The 24,518-nt window shown below is 49.2% G+C and carries 24 protein-coding genes, 1 riboswitch and 1 other annotated feature; all 24 genes read right to left on the reverse strand.

Annotated elements, in window-relative coordinates; all coding sequences use genetic code 11:
- Window positions 1-1,137, reverse strand: coding sequence for a sulfate adenylyltransferase (sat, locus tag BTA31_RS05520; protein WP_043925961.1), 1,137 nt, complete (start codon window positions 1,135-1,137; stop codon window positions 1-3).
- Window positions 1,138-1,162: 25 nt separating this feature from the next.
- A complete protein-coding gene (locus BTA31_RS05525) occupies window positions 1,163-2,227 on the reverse strand; it encodes an inorganic phosphate transporter (protein WP_043925962.1) in 1,065 nt (354 codons plus the stop codon).
- A gap of 11 nt (window positions 2,228-2,238) precedes the next feature.
- On the reverse strand, window positions 2,239-2,940 hold the full coding sequence (locus tag BTA31_RS05530; protein WP_043925963.1) for a phosphoadenylyl-sulfate reductase: 702 nt from the start codon (window positions 2,938-2,940) through the stop codon (window positions 2,239-2,241).
- 85 nt (window positions 2,941-3,025) lie between these two features.
- The gene (locus tag BTA31_RS05535) at window positions 3,026-3,142 is read right to left on the reverse strand and encodes a YezD family protein (RefSeq protein ID WP_369878884.1); all 117 of its coding nucleotides are present in this window, start codon (window positions 3,140-3,142) and stop codon (window positions 3,026-3,028) included.
- Between the two features lie 103 nt (window positions 3,143-3,245).
- A riboswitch (SAM riboswitch) is annotated at window positions 3,246-3,352 on the reverse strand.
- Window positions 3,353-3,515: 163 nt separating this feature from the next.
- On the reverse strand, window positions 3,516-4,145 hold the full coding sequence (gene pyrE / locus BTA31_RS05540; protein WP_043929296.1) for an orotate phosphoribosyltransferase: 630 nt from the start codon (window positions 4,143-4,145) through the stop codon (window positions 3,516-3,518).
- On the reverse strand, window positions 4,142-4,861 hold the full coding sequence (pyrF, locus tag BTA31_RS05545) for an orotidine-5'-phosphate decarboxylase (RefSeq protein WP_076789606.1): 720 nt from the start codon (window positions 4,859-4,861) through the stop codon (window positions 4,142-4,144). Before pyrF ends, pyrE begins: the two co-directional genes overlap by 4 nt.
- A complete protein-coding gene (locus tag BTA31_RS05550; protein ID WP_043929297.1) occupies window positions 4,830-5,765 on the reverse strand; it encodes a dihydroorotate dehydrogenase in 936 nt (311 codons plus the stop codon). Before BTA31_RS05550 ends, pyrF begins: the two co-directional genes overlap by 32 nt.
- Window positions 5,765-6,535, reverse strand: a complete 771-nt coding sequence (locus BTA31_RS05555) for a dihydroorotate dehydrogenase electron transfer subunit (protein WP_076789609.1) — start codon at window positions 6,533-6,535, stop codon at window positions 5,765-5,767. The genes BTA31_RS05550 and BTA31_RS05555 overlap by 1 nt, the downstream gene beginning before the upstream one ends.
- Window positions 6,532-9,744, reverse strand: a complete 3,213-nt coding sequence (gene carB, locus BTA31_RS05560) for a carbamoyl-phosphate synthase large subunit (RefSeq protein ID WP_076789614.1) — start codon at window positions 9,742-9,744, stop codon at window positions 6,532-6,534. Before carB ends, BTA31_RS05555 begins: the two co-directional genes overlap by 4 nt.
- Entirely contained in the window at window positions 9,729-10,823 is a 1,095-nt protein-coding gene (locus tag BTA31_RS05565) for a carbamoyl phosphate synthase small subunit (protein WP_076789617.1), read from the reverse strand. Before BTA31_RS05565 ends, carB begins: the two co-directional genes overlap by 16 nt.
- Window positions 10,820-12,106, reverse strand: coding sequence for a dihydroorotase (locus tag BTA31_RS05570; protein ID WP_076789620.1), 1,287 nt, complete (start codon window positions 12,104-12,106; stop codon window positions 10,820-10,822). The genes BTA31_RS05565 and BTA31_RS05570 overlap by 4 nt, the downstream gene beginning before the upstream one ends.
- Window positions 12,090-13,010 (reverse strand): aspartate carbamoyltransferase catalytic subunit, encoded by a 921-nt coding sequence (locus BTA31_RS05575; protein ID WP_076789623.1) that lies wholly within the window; start codon window positions 13,008-13,010, stop codon window positions 12,090-12,092. Before BTA31_RS05575 ends, BTA31_RS05570 begins: the two co-directional genes overlap by 17 nt.
- 144 nt (window positions 13,011-13,154) lie before the next feature.
- Entirely contained in the window at window positions 13,155-14,459 is a 1,305-nt protein-coding gene (gene pyrP / locus BTA31_RS05580; protein ID WP_076789626.1) for a uracil permease PyrP, read from the reverse strand.
- Window positions 14,460-14,653: 194 nt separating this feature from the next.
- Entirely contained in the window at window positions 14,654-15,202 is a 549-nt protein-coding gene (pyrR, locus tag BTA31_RS05585; protein WP_043928159.1) for a bifunctional pyr operon transcriptional regulator/uracil phosphoribosyltransferase PyrR, read from the reverse strand.
- A gap of 177 nt (window positions 15,203-15,379) precedes the next feature.
- Window positions 15,380-16,294 (reverse strand): RluA family pseudouridine synthase, encoded by a 915-nt coding sequence (locus tag BTA31_RS05590; protein ID WP_076789629.1) that lies wholly within the window; start codon window positions 16,292-16,294, stop codon window positions 15,380-15,382.
- 1 nt (window position 16,295) lies between these two features.
- Window positions 16,296-16,841: a signal peptidase II gene (gene lspA / locus BTA31_RS05595; RefSeq protein ID WP_268301958.1), complete on the reverse strand. Its 546-nt coding sequence runs from the start codon at window positions 16,839-16,841 to the stop codon at window positions 16,296-16,298.
- 38 nt (window positions 16,842-16,879) lie between these two features.
- Complete coding sequence (locus BTA31_RS05600; RefSeq protein ID WP_043928146.1) at window positions 16,880-17,245, reverse strand: TraR/DksA family transcriptional regulator; 366 nt, start codon at window positions 17,243-17,245, stop codon at window positions 16,880-16,882.
- Between the two features lie 243 nt (window positions 17,246-17,488).
- Entirely contained in the window at window positions 17,489-20,257 is a 2,769-nt protein-coding gene (ileS, locus tag BTA31_RS05605; protein WP_076789632.1) for an isoleucine--tRNA ligase, read from the reverse strand.
- Between the two features lie 51 nt (window positions 20,258-20,308).
- Window positions 20,309-20,538, reverse strand: a binding site (T-box leader).
- A gap of 62 nt (window positions 20,539-20,600) precedes the next feature.
- On the reverse strand, window positions 20,601-21,095 hold the full coding sequence (locus BTA31_RS05610) for a DivIVA domain-containing protein (RefSeq protein WP_043928148.1): 495 nt from the start codon (window positions 21,093-21,095) through the stop codon (window positions 20,601-20,603).
- Between the two features lie 96 nt (window positions 21,096-21,191).
- The gene (locus BTA31_RS05615; protein WP_076789635.1) at window positions 21,192-21,968 is read right to left on the reverse strand and encodes a YlmH family RNA-binding protein; all 777 of its coding nucleotides are present in this window, start codon (window positions 21,966-21,968) and stop codon (window positions 21,192-21,194) included.
- Between the two features lie 135 nt (window positions 21,969-22,103).
- A complete protein-coding gene (locus BTA31_RS05620) occupies window positions 22,104-22,379 on the reverse strand; it encodes a YggT family protein (RefSeq protein ID WP_043928151.1) in 276 nt (91 codons plus the stop codon).
- A 7-nt stretch (window positions 22,380-22,386) separates the two neighbouring features.
- A complete protein-coding gene (sepF, locus tag BTA31_RS05625) occupies window positions 22,387-22,839 on the reverse strand; it encodes a cell division protein SepF (protein WP_003181594.1) in 453 nt (150 codons plus the stop codon).
- Entirely contained in the window at window positions 22,836-23,531 is a 696-nt protein-coding gene (locus tag BTA31_RS05630; protein WP_076789638.1) for a YggS family pyridoxal phosphate-dependent enzyme, read from the reverse strand. Before BTA31_RS05630 ends, sepF begins: the two co-directional genes overlap by 4 nt.
- A gap of 7 nt (window positions 23,532-23,538) precedes the next feature.
- Window positions 23,539-24,378, reverse strand: a complete 840-nt coding sequence (pgeF, locus tag BTA31_RS05635) for a peptidoglycan editing factor PgeF (RefSeq protein ID WP_076789742.1) — start codon at window positions 24,376-24,378, stop codon at window positions 23,539-23,541.
- Window positions 24,379-24,518 lie beyond the last annotated feature (140 nt).

The raw sequence follows: 24,518 nt of genomic DNA on the forward strand, positions 1-24,518 counted from the left end.
TTAAGAAACCCCGGCCGTTAAGCCTTTGATTAATGTTTGAATGACTTCAGGACGGCTGAATGTGCTCGGCGGGAACTCGCCGTTTCTCAGCATGGCCCTCACCTTTGTGCCGGACAAAATGACATGATGTTCTTTGCCGTGAGGGCACGTTTTCGCCGTCGCCATTGACCCGCAGACATTGCAGTAGAAGCTGTGTTCGAATTTCAGCGGCGTAATGCCGATCTCTTCCGGCGCGAACTGATCGAACAGCTCCTGCGCTTCATATGTGCCGTAGTAATCGCCGACTCCGGCATGGTCTCTTCCGACGATAAAATGCGTGCATCCGTAGTTCTTTCTGACAAGCGCATGGAAGATCGCTTCCTTCGGCCCCGCATAGCGCATCGCCGCCGGAAAAACGCCGAGGAAGACGCGGTCTTTCGGGTAGTAGCCGTCAAGCAGCACTTGATAGCTTTCCATGCGGACATCAGCCGGAATATCGTCTGATTTTGTTTCCCCGACGAGCGGATTGAGGAAAAGGCCGTCTACCGTCTCCAGCGCCGTTTTTTGAATGTATTCGTGCGCTCTGTGAACCGGATTTCTCGTCTGGAATCCGACGATCGTTTTCCAGCCGAGTTCAGCGAATTTTTTTCTTGTTTCCAGAGGTTCGAATGTGTGCGCCGGAAATTGCTTGACGCTTCGTTTAATGAGCGTGATCGGCCCGCCCACATAAACGCTGCCGCGGTCAAACAATTTTTTGACGCCCGGATGTTCGAGTTCGTCGGTTTTATAGATATTGACGGCTTCCGTTTTCTTGTCCGGCGTATAGATGTCTTCGATCTCAATGACGCCGTAGGTATCCCCATTATAGGTGAGGCGGACGGTGTCACCCGCTTTTAAGCTTGAAGCTTTTTGCCCGTCAACAGGCAGAGTGATCGGAAGCGTCCATATTTCTCCGCTTGATAGTCTCATATTTTCGACAACGGACAGATAGTCTTTCTCTGTCATAAAGCCTTGGATCGGGCTGTACGCACCGATTCCGATCAGCTCCAAATCTGAAAAAGCCATTAAATCAAGCTCAATTTCCTGTGCGATATGTTGAAAATCGTATGCTTCATTGACGCGGTTAACCAAGACACCGCCGTGTGGTGCTAAACTCATAAACTTGTTTCCCCCTACTTTGTGTTTAAATTCCTCCGCCTTGCTCATGGACGGAGCTGTGTTCTTTTTTGACCGCTCTCATCAGGCTGAGCGTTCCGACAGATGCCAGAAGGACGCTTGTGACGACGATGAGAGCATAATAGTCTCCTTTTAATAAAAGGCTGACCAGCATATAGGATAGGCTTAATGAAAGGAACGGCGAGACGACCCATACTTTCAGCATCGTTTTGACCACTTGTTTATGAAAGACATTGCCGCCGTTTTTTGCCATTCCCATCCCTATAATAGAAGATGATGTGACTTGCGCAAGCGGAACCGGCAAACCGAAAATTGAACTGATGATGACAAGCCCGGCCCCCGTTCCGGAAAGGAGAATCCCCTCTCCTTTTGAAAATCTCGTAATCTTTTTGCCGTTTGTTTCAAGAACGCGCCTGCCCAGTAAAAGAGCGCCCAGCGCGACAAACAGTCCGCCGTAGAGCGTTCCTTCCCCGACTGTCAAAACATGCGCCGCCACCAGAGGTCCGACAGCGTTTGCGACATTGTTCATGCCTGCTGAGAAGGCTTCAAAAAACCCGGTGATCAACAGAATGACCGCCAAAACCTTTGCTTTTTTTCCCGCGGCAGGACGTTTGATCGTTTTTTTCATGATTTTTGCCATCGCAAATGTAAACGTGAAAGCGACGATTGGTACAATGACCCAAAATGAGACGATGACAAGCAAAGATTTCACATACAAAACCTGATAAGCGACACCTACTCCGACAACAGATCCGACTGTCACTTCACTTGTCGAAAGCGGAATGCCGAGTACATTTGCGATAAAGAGCGACAGCGCCGCCGATCCGATAATAATGCAGACGATTTCGAGCGAAATCACCCGTTCGGGAATGATGCCTGAGCTGATCGTTTTCACGACGTTTCCTCCGCCGATGACGGCGCCCGAGAGAACGCCGGCTGCACAGATCAGGAGGGCGTGAAACTTCTTTTTGACGGCTTCAGATCCATAGGCGATTCCCATTGAAGCAGCTGCACCGCTCGCTCCGATATTCATCGCAAAAAACATGCTAAATAAAATGGCGGCAAGTTCCATGACTCATCTCCTTACTCGTGTAATCCGCATTCTGTTTTAGCCGATCCGTTCCAGCGGCCTGATCGAAGATCCTCCATCGTAAAGGCCGGAGAGGTGCACGGAGCGCAGCCGATGCTTGGATAGCCTTGATCATGAAGCGGATTGTATGGGAGATCGTGCTTTGTCACATATCTCCAAATATCCTTCCACGTCCAATGAATGAGCGGACAAACTTTGATGGACTTGAATTTTTCATCTTTGTTCAAAAAGTTCGTTTTGCTCCGCCCGGGCGATTGCTCGCGGCGCAGGCCCGACAGCCACGCCGGGTAGCCTGATAGCGTCTCGCGGAGAGGAATGACCTTCCTCATTTCACAGCAGGAGTTCGGAGCGGTCTTCCATAGTTCGTCCCCATATTCTTTCGCCTGCTCTTCGACGGTAAGCTCCGGTTTTTTCATGATAATCTGAAGGCCTGGATATCGTTCTTTGACAGCGTCGATCGTTTCATACGTTTCTTTAAAATGAAGCCCTGTATCAAGGAAAACGATGACTGCATCTTTTTTCACCTTATAAATCAAATCGATCAGGACGATCCCCTCAATTCCGAAGCTGCACGCATATACGAGCTGATCCCCGTAATGTCCGTACGCCCACTTCAGGACGGACAGCGCTCCTTTATAAGAGTCATCTTCCTGAAAAGAGATGTTTGGTTCCTCCCATGTGCTGTAAGTAAAAATTTTCGGTTCCCCCTTTTTTCGCCAACAAAAAAACGGCTTCCAGCAGAAAAAAACTGTGAAAACCGCCTCTAGTTTGTCTAGTCAGCTATTTCAATCTTATTTTTTCATTTTTTTCGATTTGAATGACTTTGCCGTCTTGAACAACGAATGTGATCGATCCGTAATTCATGTCTTTCAGCATGTCTTTCATTTTGATGATCACCTTTTCAAGCTGTTCATCTGTCTTCACTTCTAGCTCCTCCTCTGCCCCTTAAAAATTAAAATCTTTCTTCCAATTTTGAAAGAAAGACGAGGAACTCCGCTATTCCTTATCTCTCAAAATGAGGGCATTTTGCTGGAAGTAGCACCTTACGCTTCACACGCAGGTTGCCGGGTTTCATCGGACCAGTCCCTCCACCGCTCTTGATAAGTTTGCTTTTGTTATTTTAAAATTTTAGCACAATTCGAATAAAAGTCAACCCGACTTTTTTTATAGGATTAATAAAAAATAAAAATAATCCGATTTTACTATTTTAAAATCTGCAAAAAGGCGCAAAAAAAGCCGTTCTCCCATTTGGAGAATACGGCTTTGATCATCAGTCCATCCAAGACTTGCTTTCAGGATTCGCCTTCCATTCTTTCAGTTTGGCGGCATCCTGTTCACTGATATATCCACCGGCAAGCGCAGCCTCTGTCAACGTATCGTAATCAGTCAGCGTGTGGTATTCAACGCCCGCTTCGCTGAAAGCGGCGGCGGCTTTTGGAAGCCCGTAAGTGAAAATGGCGGCGACGCCGAGCACTTCACATCCCGCCTCTGTAAGGGCGGCTGCTGCTTCAAGGACGCTTCCGCCCGTTGAAATTAAATCTTCGATCACAACGACTTTCTGTCCTTTTACAACGGCGCCTTCAATTTGGTTTCCTTTGCCGTGCGCCTTCGGTTTGCTTCTGACGTAGCACATCGGCAGGCTCAGCCTGTCAGCGGCAAGCGCGGCATGAGGGATTCCCGCGGTTGCCGTACCGGCGATCATTTCGGCTCCGGGAAATTTGTCTTGAATCAGTCCGGCAAGCCCTGAAGCTATATCATGCCTTACTTCCGGATATGAAAGCGTCAAACGGTTGTCGCAGTAGATGGGCGACAGGATGCCGCTCGCCCATGTGAACGGCTCGTTCGGGCGCAGGAAAACCGCTTTGATTTTTAATAAATGGTTTGCAATGTCTGTTTTCATGCCTTGGTTCCCTCCCACTCATGTCCTATTCTTCTGTAGGCTGACACAGGATCTTCCGCCTGTGTAATCGAACGGCCGACAACGATCGCCGACACGCCTTTTTCCCGTGCGTATGATGGCGTCGCCACCCGGACCTGGTCGTTATTTTTGTCATCTGCCATGCGAATTCCGGGTGTCACGGTCAGAAAATCTAAAGACACAGCACGGTAAATGTGTTCGGCTTCATGAACGGAGCAGACGACGCCGTCAAGTCCGCTTTCTTCAGCCAGCCGGCTGTAGTGAACAACTGTATCGAGAAGCGGCCTTTCAATCAGCAGCTCATGCTGAAGCATTTCTGAAGACGTGCTTGTCAGCTGGGTCACAGCAATTAATGAAGGGCGTTTTTGGCCTGCCGGTGTCCCCGCTTCAAGGCCTTCAAGCGCCGACTCCATCATTTGCTTTCCGCCTGCTGCGTGCACATTGACAAGACTGACGCCAAATCCCGCCAGCCTTTTCATCGCCTTGTATACGGTCGTTGGAATGTCGTGGCACTTTAGATCGAGGAAAATGCGGCAGCCGCGCTCCTGTAACTTTTCAAGGATGGCAGGTCCTTCCTGATAAAAAAGTTCCATGCCCACCTTAACGAAAAGCTCTTCCTCTTGAAACCGGTCCAAAAACGCATATGTTTCCTGTGCTGATGCAAAATCAAGCGCGATGATGGGCGGCGTATGTTTCATCCTTCCAGCTCCTTCCGACACACTCGTTCAACGAACGGTATCCGTATTTTTCTAAAACACGCGGCAAATCGGCGATGATTTCGGGACAAGCAAACGGATTAACGAAGTTTGCCGTGCCGACGGCGACTGCGCTCGCACCCGCCAGCAAAAACTCAAGCACATCTTCCGCTGACTGGACGCCGCCCATGCCGATGATCGGAATGCTGACCTTTTGGCTGACTTCATGTACCATTCTGATGGCCACCGGTTTAACGGCAGGGCCTGATAATCCACCGGTTTGATTCGCCAAGATCGGCTTTCCCGTTTTTAAGTCGAGCCGCATCCCGATCAGCGTGTTGATCATCGTCAGACCGTCCGCTCCCGCTTCTTCTATGGCAAGAGCGATGTCGGTAATGTTCGCGACATTCGGTGACAGCTTCACATAGACAGGGACGCTTGCAACCTCTTTGACCGCTTTCGTCAGCTCGCCGGCCATTTCCGGCTGCGTACCGAAGGCGATGCCTCCCGTTTTCACGTTTGGACAGGAAATGTTCAGCTCGAGCGCATGAACGTTCGGCGCTTTGCTGATTTCTTCAGCCACTTCAACATAATCGTCGATCTGCGAGCCGGCGACATTGGCGATAATCGGTGTATCGAACTGTTCGAGCCACGGCAATTCGCGTTCCATGACAGCCTCTAAACCCGGATTTTGCAGACCGATGGCATTAAGCATGCCGGCTTGTGTCTCGGCGACGCGCGGTGTCGGATTCCCGAAGCGCGGCTCGCTCGTCGTCGCTTTAATCATAATTGCACCGAGACGTGAAAGATCATAAAAGTTCGCAAATTCTCTCCCGAATCCAAAGCAGCCTGAGGCCGGCATGATCGGATTTTTTAATTGAAGGCCCGGCAAATTGACTTCAAGCATCATAACAGCACCTCCTGAGCTTTGAAAACAGGGCCGTCAAGGCATACCTTCACATAAGACGTTTCGCTTTCTTCCGTATGGCAGACACAGGCAAAGCAAGCGCCGATCCCGCATCCCATGCGCTCTTCCATCGACAGATAAACCTCTTTATCCGGATAGCGCTGTTTTAAAGCTTTCAGCATCGGCGTCGGTCCGCAAGCCATCATGCAGTCAAACTGAAGCCCCTCGTTTTCAATGACATCTGTAACAAATCCCTTTGAACCGCGGGTGCCGTCTGCGGTTGCCACATACACCCGGCCGAAACGGCTGAATTCCTGTTCGTAAAAGACATCTTTTGCAGAAGCAAATCCTAACATATGGATCGTGTGCACCCCTCTGTTTGTCAGCTGTTTGCTCAGCTCGTAAAGCGGTGGAACACCGATCCCCCCTCCGACGAGAAGAGCCGTTTTCCCCGGTTCAAGCGATTCAGCCGGAAAGCCGTTGCCGAGCGGACCGAGGACATCGATCTGATCTCCTTCCTGTTTTAAAGAAAGGAGGCTCGTGCCTTCCCCATCTTGGCGAAAGATGATGGTCACCTGCCGGGCGGCTCTGTTGATATCGGCGATGCTGATCGGCCGCCTCAAAAGCGGCGTGAGGGAGTCTGAGACCTTGATGTGAAGGAACTGGCCGGGAGCGCCGCAAACTTCGGCAATCTCCCCTTCCAGCACCATTTGATAAATTTGATCCGCGATACACTTGTTTGAACGGACTGTCATGTACCCTTTTCTCATCTGACAGCCGCCTTTTGCTCGATTTTAACCGCCGGCATATGATCGGCGCGGAAGCTCATGCTTTCAAGCACCCGTAAAATCGCTTCCGCCGTATCAAGGGATGTCAGGCAGGCAACGCCGTTTTCAACGGATTCGCGTCTGATTCTGAAGCCGTCCCTTGCCGGTTGCTTCCCTTTTGTCAGCGTATTGACGACGAACTGCGCTTCCCCGTTTCGAATGACATCAAGGAGATTTGTGCCTTCTTCGCCGATTTTCCCGACGGTTTTAACAGGTACGGATGCGGCTCTTAAATAGCCGGCCGTTCCTTCCGTAGCCAATATTTTATAGCCGATCGCATGGAACCGCTTGGCGATCGATAGTCCTTCCTCTTTATCTTTATCAGCAACTGTCAGGAGAACAGAGCCGTAGTTCGGAATTTGGATGCCTGAAGCGATCAGTCCTTTGTATAGCGCTTTTTCCAATGTGCTGTCTTTGCCCATGACTTCCCCGGTTGATTTCATTTCCGGTCCGAGCGTGATATCCACTCTTCTCAGCTTTGCAAACGAAAAGACCGGCACTTTCACATATACGCCTTCCTGCTCTTTTTGGAGGCCTTCTGTATAGCCCATATCGGCAAGCTTCCCGCCGAGAATCACTTTTGTTGCGAGATTGGCCATCGGAATGCCGGTGATTTTGCTGAGAAACGGCACCGTGCGGCTCGATCTCGGGTTGACTTCAAGGACATAAACCTCATCTTTTGAAAGGACAAACTGAATGTTGAGCAGGCCGACGATGTTTAAGCCTTTTGCAAGCTTAATCGTGTATGCTTCAATCTTTTTCTTAATGTCCTCTGAAAGGGATTGCGGCGGGTAAACGGCAATCGAATCCCCCGAGTGGACGCCCGCCCGTTCGATGTGCTCCATAATCCCCGGAATGACGACCGTTTCACCGTCAGAAATCGCATCCACTTCAATTTCTTTTCCGGTTAAATATTTATCGATCAGGACAGGGTGCTGCGGATTGATTTTTACTGCATTCTCCATATAATGGAGAAGCTCTGCTTCATGGTAGACGATCTCCATCGCACGTCCCCCGAGTACATACGATGGGCGGACAAGCACCGGATAGCCGATGTTGGCTGCGATTTCAACGGCACCTTCCACAGATGTCGCCGTTTTTCCAAGCGGCTGAGGTACATGCAGCGTTTCAAGCGTCTGTTCGAACTTGTCACGGTCCTCGGCGCGGTCCAAATCTTCAAGGGATGTTCCAAGAATGGCGACGCCCCGCTCCGCGAGCTCTTCGGCAAGGTTGATCGCTGTCTGTCCGCCAAACTGAACGACGACGCCTTTCGGCTGCTCCAAATCGATGATATGCATGACATCTTCAACAGTAAGCGGCTCAAAGTAGAGCTTGTCGGAAATGCTGAAGTCCGTTGAAACCGTCTCAGGATTGTTGTTGATAATGATTGCTTCATAGCCGGCTTCTTTAATCGCCCAGACCGAATGCACAGTCGCATAATCGAATTCAACCCCCTGGCCGATCCGGATCGGACCCGAGCCAAGAACGATGACGCTGTTTTTGTCCGTTCTGACCGATTCGTTTTCTTCTTCATACGTGCTGTAGAAATACGGTGTCTCCGATTCAAATTCAGCCGCGCATGTATCAACCATTTTATAAACAGGCGTAATGCCTGCTTCTGTTCTAAGATCATAAAGCTTTCTTTCAGACATCTCCCAGAGAAGGCTGATGAAGCGGTCTGAAAAACCGAGCTCTTTCGCTTCTTTTAAAAGGCCGAGTTCGCCGCGCCCGGCTTTCAGCTTCTCTTCAAAGCGAATGATTCCCTCAAGCTTGTGCAGGAAGAACAGGTCAATTGCCGAAAATTCGTGGAGATCGCTGACTGTGTATCCTCTTCTGAACGCTTCGGCCAAGTAAAAGAGCCGTTCGTCTCCCGCTTTTTTAATCCGTTTTTCAAGCACTTCATTTGAGATCTCACCGGCATCTTTCAGTTCCAGGTGGTAGACATCCGCTTCAAGAGAGCGGACCGCTTTTAGGAGAGATTCCTCCCATGTTCTTCCGATCGCCATCACTTCGCCCGTCGCTTTCATCTGCGTGCCGAGCCTGCGGTTTGCCGATTCGAATTTATCAAACGGCCAGCGCGGTATTTTTGAAACGACATAGTCGAGTGCAGGTTCGAAAGATGCGTACGTTTTTCCTGTAACAGGATTCATCATTTCGTCAAGAGACAAACCGACGGCGATTTTGGCGGCAAGCTTTGCGATCGGATAGCCCGTCGCTTTTGAGGCAAGTGCTGATGAACGGCTGACCCGCGGGTTTACCTCGATGATGTAGTACTGAAAGCTGTCCGGGTCAAGCGCCAGCTGAACGTTACAGCCGCCTTCGATTTCAAGCGCGCGGATGATTTTCAGCGATACATTGCGAAGCATTTGGTATTCGCGGTCGCTCAGCGTCTGGCTCGGCGCTACAACGATGCTGTCCCCGGTATGAATCCCGACCGGATCGATGTTTTCCATATTGCAGACGACGATCGCATGATCGCTCGAGTCTCTCATGACTTCATACTCGATTTCTTTGTAGCCGGCGATGCTCTTTTCAAGCAGACATTGATGAACCGGGCTCATTTTTAAGCCGTTTTCAACGATTTCCTTCAGCTCGTCTTCGTTTGAGCAGATGCCTCCGCCTGTTCCGCCAAGCGTGTATGCCGGCCTGACGATGACAGGAAAGCCGATGCGCTCGACAAACTCGCGCGCTTCGCCGAGCGAGTGGATGATCTCGCTTTCCGGAACCGGCTCATTCAACTCATTCATCAAGCTTCTGAACAAGTCGCGGTCCTCCGCTTTTTGGATCGCCGACAATTTCGTGCCGAGCACTTCAACGCCGCACTCAGCCAAGATGCCGTGCTCGGACAGTTCGACCGCCAAGTTAAGGCCCGTCTGCCCGCCCAATGTCGGCAAAATCGCGTCCGGCCGCTCTTTGCGGATGATCCGTGTTAAGAATTCAAGCGTCAGCGGTTCGATATATACGCGGTCGGCCATTTCCGTATCTGTCATGATCGTCGCCGGATTTGAGTTGACAAGAATGACTTCATAGCCTTCTTCTTTTAAAGCGAGGCAGGCCTGTGTGCCCGCATAATCAAATTCCGCCGCCTGCCCGATAATAATCGGCCCTGATCCGATCACCAAGATCTTTTTGATATCTACGCGTTTAGGCATACCGCTTCCCCTTCTTTCTCTGTGGTTTCAATCATGTCTAAAAATTGATCAAATAAATGGTTTGCGTCTTCCGGCCCCGGTGAAGCTTCCGGATGGTATTGAACCGTGAAAGCCGGTTCGTGTTTATGTTTAAGCCCTTCGATTGTGTCATCATTAATCGCCACATGGGTCACTTCAAGCGGCGTGTTTTCAACGGACGATACAGTATAGCCGTGATTTTGAGCCGTAATCGATACTCTCCCAGTTGCAAGCTCTTTAACCGGATGGTTGGAACCGCGGTGTCCGAATTTCATTTTCGCCGTCTTTGCTCCGCAGGCGAGGGCAAACAGCTGATGGCCGAGACAGATGCCGAACAATGGAACCTTGCCGAGAATGTTTTGAATCATGGCGATCGCTTCCGGTACGTCCGTTGGATCTCCGGGTCCGTTTGACAGCATCACGCCGTCAGGCTTCAGCTGCATCACTTCTTCTGCCGTTACATTGTGAGGAACGACGATCACATCGCATTTGCGCTTGTTCAGCTCCCTTAAGATGCCGTGCTTCATTCCGAAATCGACGAGCACGATTCGCTTCCCTCTCCCAGGGCTCGGATATGCCGTTTTTGTTGAAACTTGGCTGACCTGATCGGTCGGAAGGTTCGTTTCTTTCAGCTTTTGAACCAAAGCCTCAGCATTTTCTTCCGGGCCGGCAAATACTCCTTTCAGCGTACCTGCTGTTCTGATCATTCTTGTCAGCTTTCTCGTGTCAATCCCTGAGAGTCCCGGGATGTTCTTCATTTTTAAATATTCATCAAGTGTATAAGCAGAGCGCCAGTTTGACGGAAGTTGACATAACTCTTTTACGATAAACCCTTTCACATAAGGGGTGATGGATTCAAAGTCGTCTCTGTTGATCCCGTAGTTTCCGATCAGCGGGTATGTCAGTGTGACAATTTGTCCGCAGTATGAAGGATCTGAGAGGATTTCTTGATAGCCTGTCATCCCTGTATTGAAGACGACTTCTCCCATGGTGTTTTCCAGGCTGCCGAATGCTTCCCCTTCAAAAATCGTTCCGTTTTCTAGTACAAGACGTCTTTTCATTTTACAAGTCTCCCCTCTTGGTAAACGAGTTTTCCCTTTGCCATTGTCATAACCGGCCAGCCGAAGCAGCTGATGCCGTCAAACGGCGTGTTTTTCCCTTTAGAAAGAAAGGTGCTTTTGTCAATTTTTTCTTCGCGTTCAAGATCAATGAGTGTAATATCTGCGGACCGTCCGGCTTCAAGCTTCCCGTAAGGAAGTCCGAACGCCTCGCAAGGTTTGACCGTCATATAATCGTGCAGCTGTTTCAGCGTCCATTTGCCCGTTTTGACAAAGTGCGTGTAAAGGAGCGGAAAAGCCGTCTCCAAGCCGACAATTCCAAATGGCGCCAGGCTCATGGTCTGTTGTTTTTCTTCTTCTGTATGAGGGGCATGATCCGTTGCGATAAAATCGATTGTTCCGTCTCTAAGCCCCTCAAGGAGCGCTTCTCTGTCTTCCGGACTTCTGAGCGGCGGATTCATTTTATAATTTGTATCAAGACCGGGAATGTCGCTGTCTGAAAGGAGCAGATGGTGCGGCGTCACTTCCGCCGTCACGCGGATTCCCGCTTTTTTGGCATCGCGGACGACTCTGACCGATTCCTTCGTGCTGATATGACAGACGTGGTAATGGCAGCCTGCCGCCTCGGCCAGAAGAACGTCCCTTGCGATGTGAACCGCTTCGCACACCGACGGAATCCCGTTTAAACCGTTGGCTTTGGCAAATTCCCCATCGTGTACACTGCCGCCGTAGATCAGTGAATTGTCTTCACAGTGAGCGACGATGGCTTTATCGATCGAAGCCGCTTTTTTCATCGCTTCATACATCATCCCAGCCGTTTGAATGCCGACGCCGTCATCGGTAAATGCGAACGCACCTGCATCTTTCAGCCCTTCGAAGTCGGTCATTTCCTGGCCTGTTTGTCTGATGGTAATGGAAGCATACGGGAGCACTCTGACAGATGCCGTTTCGTCAATGCGGTTGACGAGCCACTCCATCTGCTCTTTCGTATCGGGGACAGGCCGCGTATTCGGCATTGCGGCGACAGTTGTAAATCCGCCTCTCGCTGCGGCTTTTGCACCTGTTTCGATCGTTTCTTTCTTCTCGCCGCCCGGCTCTCTGAAGTGAACGTGAAGGTCAACAAGCCCTGGCGAGACGAAAAGTCCATCGGCATCGATGACCGTTTCCCCAAAGGCGGCCTCAAGGCTTCCGATTTCGCTGATTGCATCGCCTTCAACCCTGATATCGCGCTGTACTTTTTCACCTTTTTCGTCGAGTATGAAGCCGTTTTTAATTAAATAAGACATAAGCCTGATCTCCCCTTTTTTTGTTTTCGCCGTTTAGAAGCGCTCTTTTCAAAACCGCCATTCTGATATATACACCGTTTTCCATTTGTTTGAAAATTCGCGACTGAGCAGATTCGACCAGCGCACTGTCAATCTCGACGCCTCGGTTGACAGGCGCAGGGTGCATGATGACCGCGTCTTTTTTCAGGAGCTCCGCCCGCTTCAGCGACAATCCGAAAGTTTCAAGATAATCGCGTTCTGTCGCTTTTTTCTCATGACGTTCGTGCTGAATCCGGAGAAGCATCACGACATCCGAATGTGCAACCGCTTCGTCAGGCGACACATATGTCCCATATGGATTGTCTTCATCCCGCCATTCGTCTGGACCTGAAAAAAGAACCTTTGCTCCGAGTCTTGTCAGCACTTCGGCATTCGACCTTGCCACTCTGCTGTGTTTGATATCTCCGTGTATGGATACCGTGAGTCCGGCAAATCTGCCCCATTCCTCGTGAATCGTCATCAAATCGAGCAAAGATTGAGTGGGATGCTGACCGCAGCCGTCACCGGCATTGATCACTGGAATGCCGGCGTGTCCGATGAGTTCATCATAATAATGATCCTGAGAGTGTCTGATCACACATACATCAGCGCCGATGGATTCGAGGGTCTTGACGGTATCGTACAACGATTCTCCTTTTTGTACACTTGTTGAAACACCGTCCAGGTTCAACACATTCATGCCGAGTTTCTTTTCAGCCACTTCGAAGCTGAAGCGCGTTCTTGTGCTCGGTTCAAAAAACAGATTGGCAGCAAACTTTCCGGAGAGGACGGAATCGGACTTGCCTTTTTTCAGCTCTCTCGCCTCTTCAATCAGCTCGTGGATATCCTCAAGACTAAGCTCATTCATTGCGGTCAAGTGTTTCATTTTTTCTCCCCCTCAGGCTTTAATTTCCCGTAAAAAAACCCCAAGCTATAACGGCTTGGGGTACAGTGAATCAGAGAATGCGCTTCTTTGCACTTCTCTCTCCGCAACCCTTTCAAGCCTCTCTGGACTTCATTTAAAAGGTTTTTAAATATGCTCTTCTATTTCAATCCCGTCCTGATCTCCCTTTGATTCAGGCAGGACAAGGTTTAAAACCACTCCGACGATCGCCGCAAGCGCCATGCTTGACAGCTCAAACCCTGAGATTTTGATAAATGCGCCGCCCACTCCGATGACGAGAATGACGGATGAAATGATCAGGTTTCGCTTGTTTTCCAAGTCAATTTTGTTATCGATCAGCATGCGCAGTCCGCTTGATGCGATGATACCAAACAGCAGGAAGGAAACGCCTCCCATGACTGCGGAAGGGACAGAGCTGATCAGGGCCGAAATTTTACCGATAAACCCGAAGCACAGTGCAATGACAGCCGCTCCGCCGATGACAAATACGCTGAATACTCTTGTGATGGCCAGTACGCCAATGTTTTCTCCGTAAGTCGTTGTCGGCGGTCCGCCGATGCATGAAGCCAGCATCGTTGCGACGCTGTCGCCGAAAATCGAGCGGTGAAGCCCGGGCTTCTTAATGAAATCCTGGCCGACGACCTTGCTTAACACCATTTGATGTCCGATATGTTCTGACATTGTCACGAAAGCAACGGGCACCATGGCGATTCCGATTCCGACAGCCGCCGCGCTCGGCGTATAGTCGACAAACGGAAACACGAAATCCGGAACAGCAAACCATTTGGCGTCAAGAACCATCTGGAAGTCGACGATTCCTTGAGTCAGGGCGAACAAGTATCCGCCGATAATTCCGATCAAGACAGGAATCAGGCTGAAAAATCCTCTTAAGAAAATCGCGCAGATGATGGTGAGCGCGAGTGTGAATCCTGCGACGCCAAGATGTTTGGCGCTGTAGACGAGCACTTTTGCTCCCGAATCTTCATACATGGCCATATTGACAGCCGTGCTTGCCAGCCCGAGTCCGATGACGATAATGACCGGACCGACGACAACAGGCGGCAGGAGCCTCATCAGCCAGTCCGTTCCCAGCTGCTGGATAAGAAGGGCGATCAGCCCGTAGGCGATGCCTGCCATAAATGCGCCGATCATGGCCGCCCCAGGGCCTCCGGCGGCTTTTGCCGCGATAATCGGGGCAATAAATGCAAAGGATGAACCTAAGTAAGCCGGGATCTGTCCTTTTGTAATCAAGAGATAGGCAAGCGTTCCAAGTCCGCTCGTAATGAGGGCCACGCCCGGGCTCAAGCCTACAAGCTTCGGCACAAGGATCGTCGCTCCGAACATGGCAAACAGATGCTGCAGGCTGAAAGATATCCAATTCAAAGGTTTTGGTACTTCTCTGACACCAAGGTTCACTTTTTTCTGACTCATATTTTTTCCTCCTGATGATCGACTCACTGTCTATGATGTCTTCATATCCTGAAATGATTGATGCCCATTAAAAAAGCCTCTTTGCTTAAATTGCGCAAAGAGGCAGACAAAGACCGCCGCACGGTAAGGCGGTTTTCTTTTGTTCTATCCCTCTTTGCAAACTCACTGGAATGCATTTAAAAAAGGATGATCATTCACTTTTTATAAATCGCCGCAAGGTCGCGTCCGTCAACTTCCTCTAATTGAACCATGACCTTCTCGGCTTTCGATGTCGGGATGTTTTTCCCGATATAGTCGGCTCTGATCGGCAGCTCTCTGTGGCCGCGGTCGACAAGCACCGCGAGCTGGATGGATGAAGGCCGCCCGACATCGACGAGCGCATCCATGGCCGCTCTGACCGTCCGGCCCGTGTAAAGCACGTCATCGACGACGATCACCTTTTGATCGGTGATGTCCGCCGGAATATCCGCTCCTTTGACAAGCGGCTCTTCATTGGACGTTTTTTTGGAGAGATCATCCCTGTAAAGGGTGATGTCAAGCTCTCCTACGGTGACTTTGTTTCCTTCGATTTGCTCAATCCGTTCGGCAAGCCGTTTGGCCAGATAGATGCCTCTCGTTTTGATTCCGACAAGGATACAGTTGTTCATTCCTTTGTTTCGTTCAATCATTTCGTGGGCGATTCTTGTCAGCGCCCTCCTGATCGCCTGTTCGTCAAGCACAACAGCCTTTTCCTGTTCTTGCATGGCCAAACACCTCGCATCTTTTAAAGGATAAAACAAAAACCCCTTCTGCTTAAAGGCAGAGAGGGGTCTTTAAACGAATTCATTGATTCGCTTGTCCGGTATCCTTCTCAGCCTCTCTGGACTGTGTTAAAGAATCTGATTTAACTGCATTTATTATTTCAAAAAAGAAAACGTCTGTCAACGTTTATTTCGAATTTTGTCGAGGAGATTTTTCATGTCGTCAGGCAGAGGCGCCTCAAATTCAACATATTCTCCCGTACGCGGATGGTCAAACCCCAATACGCCCGCATGCAGCACCTGGCCGTTGAAATCGACCGTCTTTTTCGGGCCGTATTTCGGATCTCCCGCGAGAGGAAAGCCGATATATTTCATATGCACGCGAATTTGATGGGTTCGCCCCGTTTCAAGCTGGCATTCAACGACAGTGAAATCATCGAACCGTTCGATTACTTCAAAATGAGTGACGGCGTGCTTTCCGTTTTCCCTTGTGACCGTCATACTCTGCCTGTCTTTTTTATCCCTGCCGATCGGCGCGTCGATCGTCCCGTGGTCATGCGGGATGACGCCGTGGACAAGCGCGGTGTATTTTCTCGTCACCGTTTTGTTGACAAGCTGGTTCACGAGCGACTCATGCGCCATGTCGTTTTTGGCGACCATCAACAGGCCTGAAGTGTCCTTGTCAATCCGGTGGACGATACCCGGTCTCATCACGCCGTTAATGCCTGACAGATCGTCACAATGCGCCATCAAACCGTTGACAAGCGTCCCTGTCAAATGGCCGGGAGCCGGATGAACGACCATTCCGCGCGGCTTGTTGACGACCAGGACGTCCTGGTCCTCGTAATAAATATCAAGATCCATCGGTTCAGCCGTGACATCTAGCGGTTCCGGTTCGGGAACATGGACTGACACCGCATCCCCTTCCTGAACTTTATAGTTGGCTTTAACCGCATTTCCGTTCACTAGCACGCGGTCTTCTTTAATCCATTGCTGGACTTGAGTCCGCGACCAATCCGCTTCTACTGCGGTCAAGTACTTGTCAATCCGTTCACCTTTATGTTCTTCATGAACGGTCATATCATAATGCTCCATGTTACAGCTCCTTCTTCTTCTTTCCGTCTAACAGCATTTGTATAAATAAGAGCAGGACACCGACGCATAAAGATGAATCGGCAATGTTGAAAATCGGATAATGATAATTGACGATCGTCACGTGGATAAAATCGACAACTTCTTGTCTGAAGACGCGGTCGATGAAATTGCCGACTGCACCGCCAAGCATCAAGCCGAGAGCGGTTCCGAGCAGGATTTGCCCTTTTGCATGTTTTTGAATGTAGTAAACAATGCCGATGACAACCGCTGTCGTAATGATGTAAAAAAACCACATCTGCCCGGCCAAAATCCCCCATGCCGCACCCGTATTCCTGTGCGACGTAATTTGAAAGAAACCGTCGATGACGGAGATGCTTTCACCATACTCCATTTTGCTGACGACCAGCCATTTTGTAAATTGATCGATACCGATAATGAGCAGTGCAATTATGTAATAAGGCACAAACCGTTCCTCCAGTTTCTGTTTCTCTTCATTTAAGCATTTTAACAAGAAAAAGAAAAGGAGTAAAGGAATATTCGTTGACATCCTGCAAGAGGGCAAAAGCCCTCCCCTCTTGCAGAATGTTATGAGTAGAGCGCCCGGTTGAACGTCTCATCCGTCTCAGCCCAAATAGGAAGCGTCTTTTTTTCATACTGGGCATGATATAAAAAATCGTTCGCAGTTCGCGCCGTCGGCAGAATAGCCATTTTTGCCAGCGGAATGGCCTGATTCGTTTCTTCGCAAATGCCGTATGTTCCGTTTTCGATTTTTGAAAGGGCCAAAAGCACGTCCTGAAGCTCTTCTTTGACATGATACATAAGTGTTGCCTGCTGATACGAATTGATGCCTTGAGAATCCTGCTGAAAAAAGGAGTATTCAAAAAGCCTTGCTTCCAGTTCTTCTTTCATTTGAAGAAGTTCGGTATGAATTGCCGCCAGCTGATCGTTCACGCCTACATCAACTCCTGCTCTTATCGTTTGTGACCTTAGTGTTACCGACAATGCCGGTATCCAAGCCCAAAAGATTTTTCCTGACGTACAAAACGATGTCAGCAATGGTATCCTTTCTGAGGACTTTCACAGGATGTGATGGCGGCGGCGTTCAGGCAAGACGCCTGGGCAAGCCTGACGACGAATGATAGGGTTTGGCGGCATGCAAAAAGCGGTTCGGAAAAACTCCGAACCGCTTCGTGGTTAATTTTGATAATACGTCTTCACAATTCCAGCACAGCGAGGGCAAAGTTCCGGATGATCGGCATCCTGGCCGATTTCTTTGGAAACCATGCGGCACCGCTCGCAAGTCTCGCCTTCTGCCTGAGCAACGACGATTTTTCCTGTTTCAAACGTCTGCACATCTTCAGGCGCTTCGGCTTCCGTTCCGCCGATGGCAAGCTCTGATACGATGAACAGCTGTTTGACGTCTTCCTTGATTGAAGAAAGCAGCGCTTTTGCTTCTTCATTCGGATACAGCGTCAAGTTGGCAACCGAAGATTTTCCGATGATCTTTTCATTCCGTGCAGTTTCAAGCGCTTTAAGAACATCGTCGCGAAGCTTCATGAAGCTGTCGAACTTCGCTTCCGTCTCTTTTGCATTCGGAATGTCTCTTGTTTCCGGCATATCTGTAAGCTGCACGCTTTTTTCCGATACGAATGTGAAGTGGCTCCACATTTCGTCCGCAGTATGCGGCAGGATCGGCGCAATCAGCTTGACAAGCGCAAGCAGCGTTTCGTAAAAAACGGTCTGCATACTGCGGCGGTCTTTATGATCGGCGTGTTCAATATAAACGACGTCTTTAGCAAAATCCATATAGAATGAGCTGAGCTCGATCGCACAGAAATTGTGGACAGCATGGTAAATGACCGCAAAATCGTATTCTTCATACGCTTTCTTGACTTTTTCAATAAGGCTGTTCAGCTTGATCAGAATGTACTGATCGACTTCGCGAAGATCGTCCACAGCGATTGCATCTTTCGCCGGATCAAAATCGGCGATGTTTCCGTGAAGGAAACGGAACGTGTTGCGGATCTTCCGGTACACTTCTGCGACTTGTTTTAAGATTGCGTCAGACACGCGGACATCTGCTTGATAGTCGACAGACGCAACCCACAGCCTTAAAATATCGGCCCCAAACTGGTTCATGATTTTTGCCGGAACAACGACATTGCCGAGCGATTTACTCATTTTGCGGCCTTCTCCGTCAAGGGCAAAACCGTGTGACAGCACACCTTTATAAGGTGCTTTACCCGTTACGGCAACAGCTGTCGAAATCGATGAGTTAAACCAGCCGCGGTATTGGTCAGATCCTTCCAGATACAAGTCCGCAGGTCTTACAAGATCATCGCGCTCTTCCAGTACGGCCTGATGTGACGAACCTGAATCAAACCAGACATCCATGATATCCTGTTCTTTTGTGAACTTGCCGTTCGGACTTCCCGGATGTGTAAAGCCTTCCGGAAGCAGTTCATTCGCTTCTTTTTCAAACCAAATGTTCGAACCGTGCTCCCTGAATAGTTCAGAAACGTGGTCGATCGTTTCATCCGTGATGATCGGCTCCCCGTTTTCGGCATAAAATACCGGAATCGGCACACCCCATGCGCGCTGTCTTGAGATACACCAGTCGCCGCGGTCGCGGATCATATTGTAGAGGCGTGTTTCGCCCCATTCAGGCACCCATTTTGTTTCTTTAACTGCGTCAAGAAGCTCGTCTCTAAAGTCTTTGATGGAAGCGAACCATTGGGATGTCGCACGGAAAATGGTCGGTTTTTTCGTTCTCCAGTCATGCGGATAGGAGTGGGTCATGAAATCGAGCTTCAGCAAAGCGCCTTTTTCTTCGAGCTGTTCTGTAATCGGCTTGTTGGCCTGATCGTAAAACAGTCCTTCAAAACCAGGGGCTTCGCTCGTCATATGTCCTTTTTCATCAACTGGGCAAAGCACGTCAAGTCCGTATTTCTGACCGATGATAAAGTCGTCTTCCCCGTGTCCCGGAGCGGTATGAACGCAGCCTGTACCGGCATCTGTTGTGACGTGTTCACCGAGCATGACAAGCGAATCTCTGCCGTATAAAGGATGAACCGCGACGATATGTTCCAGGTCTTTTCCTTTAACAGTCTGAACGACTTCATGATCTTCAAAGCCGATTGCTTTTGCCACGCTTTCAATCAATGCGCTTGCCATCACGTAGCGCGCGCCTCCGGCAGCAATGACGCTGTACTCCAATTCAGGGTGTACGGCGATACCGAGGTTGGCCGGAATCGTCCATGGCGTTGTCGTCCAGATGACGATTTTTTCGCCGTTTGTCAATACACCTTTTCCATCTTTCACATCAAACGCAACATAGATAGACGGCGAGCGTTTATCATGGTACTCGATTTCCGCTTCAGCCAGAGCAGACTCACTTGAAGGGGACCAGTAAACCGGCTTCTTCCCTTTATAGATATAGCCTTTTTTTGCCATCTCGCCAAATACTTTAATTTGCTGCGCTTCAAACTCAGGCTTAAGCGTCACGTATGGATTTTCCCAATCTCCTCTGACACCTAGACGCTTAAATTGCGTCTTTTGGCCTTCGATTTGCTGCCATGCATATTCTTCGCAAAGCTTGCGGAATTCGGCTACCGTCATCTCTTTGCGCTTCACTTTTTTGTTTTTTGTAAGCGCCGTTTCAATCGGCAGGCCGTGTGTGTCCCAGCCCGGAACGTACGGTGCATGATAGCCGCTCATCGATCTCGAACGGACGATGAAGTCCTTCAGTACTTTGTTAAGCGCATGGCCCATATGAATATCGCCATTCGCATACGGAGGTCCGTCATGAAGCACGAACATCGGCCGGCCTTCGGTTCGTTTCTGAACGAGGCTGTAAATGTCCATATCTTCCCATTTCCCCTGGATTTCAGGTTCACGGTTCGGCAGGTTTCCTCTCATCGGAAAATCTGTTTTCGGCATTAAGAGCGTGTCTTTATAATCCATTACCATTCCTCCAAAACATCTTTTCTAAAACAAAAAAAGCCTTTTCATCCCATAAGGGACGAGAAGGCTTTGATCTCGCGGTACCACCCTTTTAGACAAGCCGATTCGGCTTATCCGCTCAAACATCGTAACGTGATGGGACGTCCTTTCCTACTGGACGGTTCAGAAAGGAAACTTGAGGGCTGATACACAACGATTCCAACAATCCCGGGCTTACACCGCCCCCGGGTCGCTTTCATTGTTTTCAGGAATCAATGTCTGTCCCTCTCAAACGTTTTTCACTCAATTTATGAACGTATTATATGCGAACGGATGATGATATGTCAAGATCGCAAACGAAATTCTATTCCTTTTCATCCATGACTGCGTCTACTTCATATTCAAGCAAATGATCCCAGTCATCGTTTTTCAACAGGTCAAGCTGCGCTTCGATCAGCATTTGGAAACGGGTTCTGAACACTTTTGACTGCTTTTTCAGCTCTTCAATTTCCATCGCGATCTTTCTCGATTTTGAAAGGGACTCATTAATGATCCGGTCAGCGTTTTTCTCAGCTTCACGGACGATGAGCTTCGCTTCTTTCTCGGAATTGCGCTTTACGTCTTCTGCTGCTTCCTGTGCGACAAGGATCGATTTATTCAACGTCTCTTCGATCGTCGAAAAATGGCCGAGACGCTCGTCAAGCTCGTTCACCTTTGTTTCAAGTTCATTTTTTTTGCGCAGAATGATCTCATAATCCTTTCTCACCTGGGCCAGGAACTCGTTCACTTCATCTTCATCATAGCCGCGGAACGCTTTCGTAAATGTTTTATTATGAATGTCATTTGGCGTCAAAGGCATGCTGCCCACCTCCATTATTTTTCTTTATGTACACTTGTCCTAGTCAACATTATAAAGCAAAATTCGACCGGGCGGAGAAAAAACTGTTAAAACGCGTCATTTTTGTTTTTCAAACGTCAATCTCCATTTGCCCTTCTTCGTTTTGCCGTCAATGTTTTTCATCCTGAAGCGGCCAAACCCCCGGATCGAAACCATATCCCCTTCCGCCAGCGCATATGAAGGGTCTTCGATGACTTTCCAGTTCACTTTCACGAGGCCGTTTTTCACGAGAACCTGTGCTTTCTGCCGGGATTGCCTGCTCATTGCCGAGCAAATCGCATCAAGCCTCAAAGATGAAACCGTATCATCCCTTATTTCGACATCCTGCTCCGGTACTTTAAGCTTTGAAATCGGAATTTTTTCAAGGGAAACTTTCACTTTGCCGATTTGTGTCAGCTGCGTGAAAACAAAATCAGCGACTTCTTCCGAACAGATAAACTGCCATGTCCCGTCCGAAAAGATCAGGTCGCCGAACTTTTGGCGCTTCAATCCGATGCCCATCAATGAGCCGAGAAGCTCGCGATGCTCGATGGTGGCAAATTTTTGCGGATAGATGACTTCCCAGCCTTGAAGCTGAAAATCTTCGGCAGACGGCTCGGCATATTCGGGGAATAACACAGCCCTCTTTCGTTCGGCCTCAGGGAAGCCCCCGAAAAATTCAAGCCTGACGTCGTCCGACTGACCGATGACAGATTGCAGGATCACCTGTTCCCGCGGGTCCAAAAAATCGGTCAGCTTCATCCGGTACTGTTCCGCCACGATTCTTTTCCACTCAAGAGCCTGGTCGATAAACGGCTCTTCGTCTTTTCTGAAATGCTGGTAAATATCGCTCATTGTCTTTCCTTTCTATGTAAAGAGGCCTGGCCTACAGCCAAGCCCGATACTCGGCCCGCAAAGATTGAAGGCACGCTCCTGAAAAACGGTGCCGCTGCCGCCGGCAAGTCCTTACGGGAAATCGGCATGATGTCTTTAAAAAGCGCCGAGCATTCTGAAAACCGCAAGAAGCCCTGCATCTGCGAATTTCAGGACAAAAATCGCCACGATTGGAGAAATATCAATCATCCCGAGCGGAGGAATGATCCTTCTGAACGGTTCGAGATAAGGCTCACAAAGTGAAGCTAGCACCCGGCCGAATGAAGACTCCCTTGCATTAGGCACCCAAGACATAAAAATGTAAATAATGAGCGCAAACGAATAAACGGTTAGAAGAATACTTAAAACTCTATAAATATAAAATAGGATCATCTGCGATTTACCACCTCTGATGTTCTTCTTCTATGAGCTCGGAAATCGTGCCGGATACATCGACGTTCTCAGGCGTGCATAAAAAGATGTCCGCTCCGATCCGCTGAATATCGCCGCCGAGAGCATATACAGTTCCACTCAAGAAATCAACGATTCTTTTCGCCTGATCGTGCTGAATGCGCTGCAGGTTCACGACGACGGCGCGGCGGTTTTTGATATGGTCTGCGATTTCCTGGGCTTCCGCGTACACCCGAGGCTCACTTAATACTACTTTAGAAGATTTCTGAACGCTTTGCAAACTTACGACATTCTGCTTCCCAGCCGCTTTAGACTGGTAGGCGGTTCTGTCTTTTGATTCATGCTCTTCAGGGATTTCTTCCCTGTCTGTTTCAATATACTCGTATTCATATTCCTCATCATCCAAGGAAAAAAAGTTTTTAAATTTGTTTTTCAAACTCATGATTGTCCACCTCCAGTTTCATTTCCGACTAAGGAAGATCCGATTCTGACGAATGTCGCGCCTTCCTCGACTGCGATCGTATAGTCGTTAGACATCCCCATCGAAAGCTCGCTGCACGGGGCGTTCCATTGATCAAGCCCGCGAACCTCGTCGCGCAGCTCTCTCAGCAAGCGAAAACAGTTTCTGATTGCCGTCTCATCATCCGTAAAAGGAGCCATCGTCATTAATCCCGCAATCCGGATGTTTTCATATGCAGACAGTTTTTTTACAAAAGGAAGCACTTCTTCTTTTGCCATGCCGTGTTTTGAAGATTCAAGGGATATGTTGACCTGAACAAAACAGTCAATCGGTTTTTTTGCCCTCTTCTGAATCTCATCGGCCAGTGAAAGCCTGTCTAAAGAATGGATATATGAGACATGATCAATGATTGCTTTTACCTTTCTCGTCTGCAGGGTTCCGATAAAATGCCATACCGGATCGCTGTCTTTCAAAGCGTCGAGCTTGTGAAGCAGCCCGGTATCACGGTTTTCTCCCAAATGCCTGATTCCTGCATCAAGCGCTGCCTGCGCCCGTTCCGGGGAAACATATTTCGTGACAGCGATGACGGATATTTCGTCGGGCCTTCTTCCCGCTTTGATACACGCTTCGTTGATCCTGTCATTTATATGTCGTAAATTGCTTTTTACATCCACCTGTACGCTATACCTCCTTTAATCCGATGAAGGACATCATCCGTCCGGTTTTTCCCCGGTCTCTCCGATGGGAGAAAAACAGTGAACGCTCGCAGCTCGTACAAAGGGAACTCACCTTGATCTGGCCGTTTGGAATTCCGGCATGTACAAGCAGCTGCCTGTTCACTTCTTTTAATTCGAGACGGTACTCCCCTTCTTTTATCGTCAAAAAGGCTTTGTCTTCTTGTTGAAGAGGAAGATTTCTGATTTTGTCTATTACATGATCGTCGACAGTGTAGCAGCACGCGCCGATCGCAGGCCCGATCACGGCGTGGATGTCTGCGGGATTTGATCCTTCCCGGCTGACCCACGTGTCAACCATGCTGGCGGCGATCCCGAGTGCAGTGCCTTTCCAGCCCGCGTGAGCGATTCCGGCCAGCGAGCGGACCGGATCGTAAAAATAAACGGGAACGCAGTCGGCAAAGCAAAGCGCCAAAAACAGATTTGGCCTGTCTGTATAAAGTCCGTCCGTAGCCTTCAGCGCCGTATCGTATCCGAAAGCGCCGCTGGCGCGAACGCCATCCGTCACTTTTTGAATCCGGTCTTCATGCGTCTGATCGGCAAATACCCAGTCGTGCAGATCCGTTTTTAGGATGTCGGCAACCTTTTTTCTGTTATTGATGACATGCTGTTCATGATCCTGAACGTGCAGCCCTGTATTCAATGAGTGAAAAGGCGGTTCGCTTTCTCCGCCGTTTTTTGTCGTAAATCCGGCTGTGACGGCTCCGCCGGTTTCCGCCGTCTGATTCCATTCCTCAATCAAAAGCATTGACGGAGCATCAAGACGAAAGGGGTTATATGTATTCATGGTGATCAGCCTTTCGACAAACATCGTAGTCTTTCATCATATCGCTCCTATTTTAACACATCTTAATGCATTCGTTTAGTTTCGTTTCAAAAAACTAAACGAAATGTATTGTTTGCAACATTTATTCCCGTTTTTACAGA

This window comes from Bacillus haynesii, from assembly GCF_001969855.1.
Taxonomy (GTDB): domain Bacteria; phylum Bacillota; class Bacilli; order Bacillales; family Bacillaceae; genus Bacillus; species Bacillus haynesii.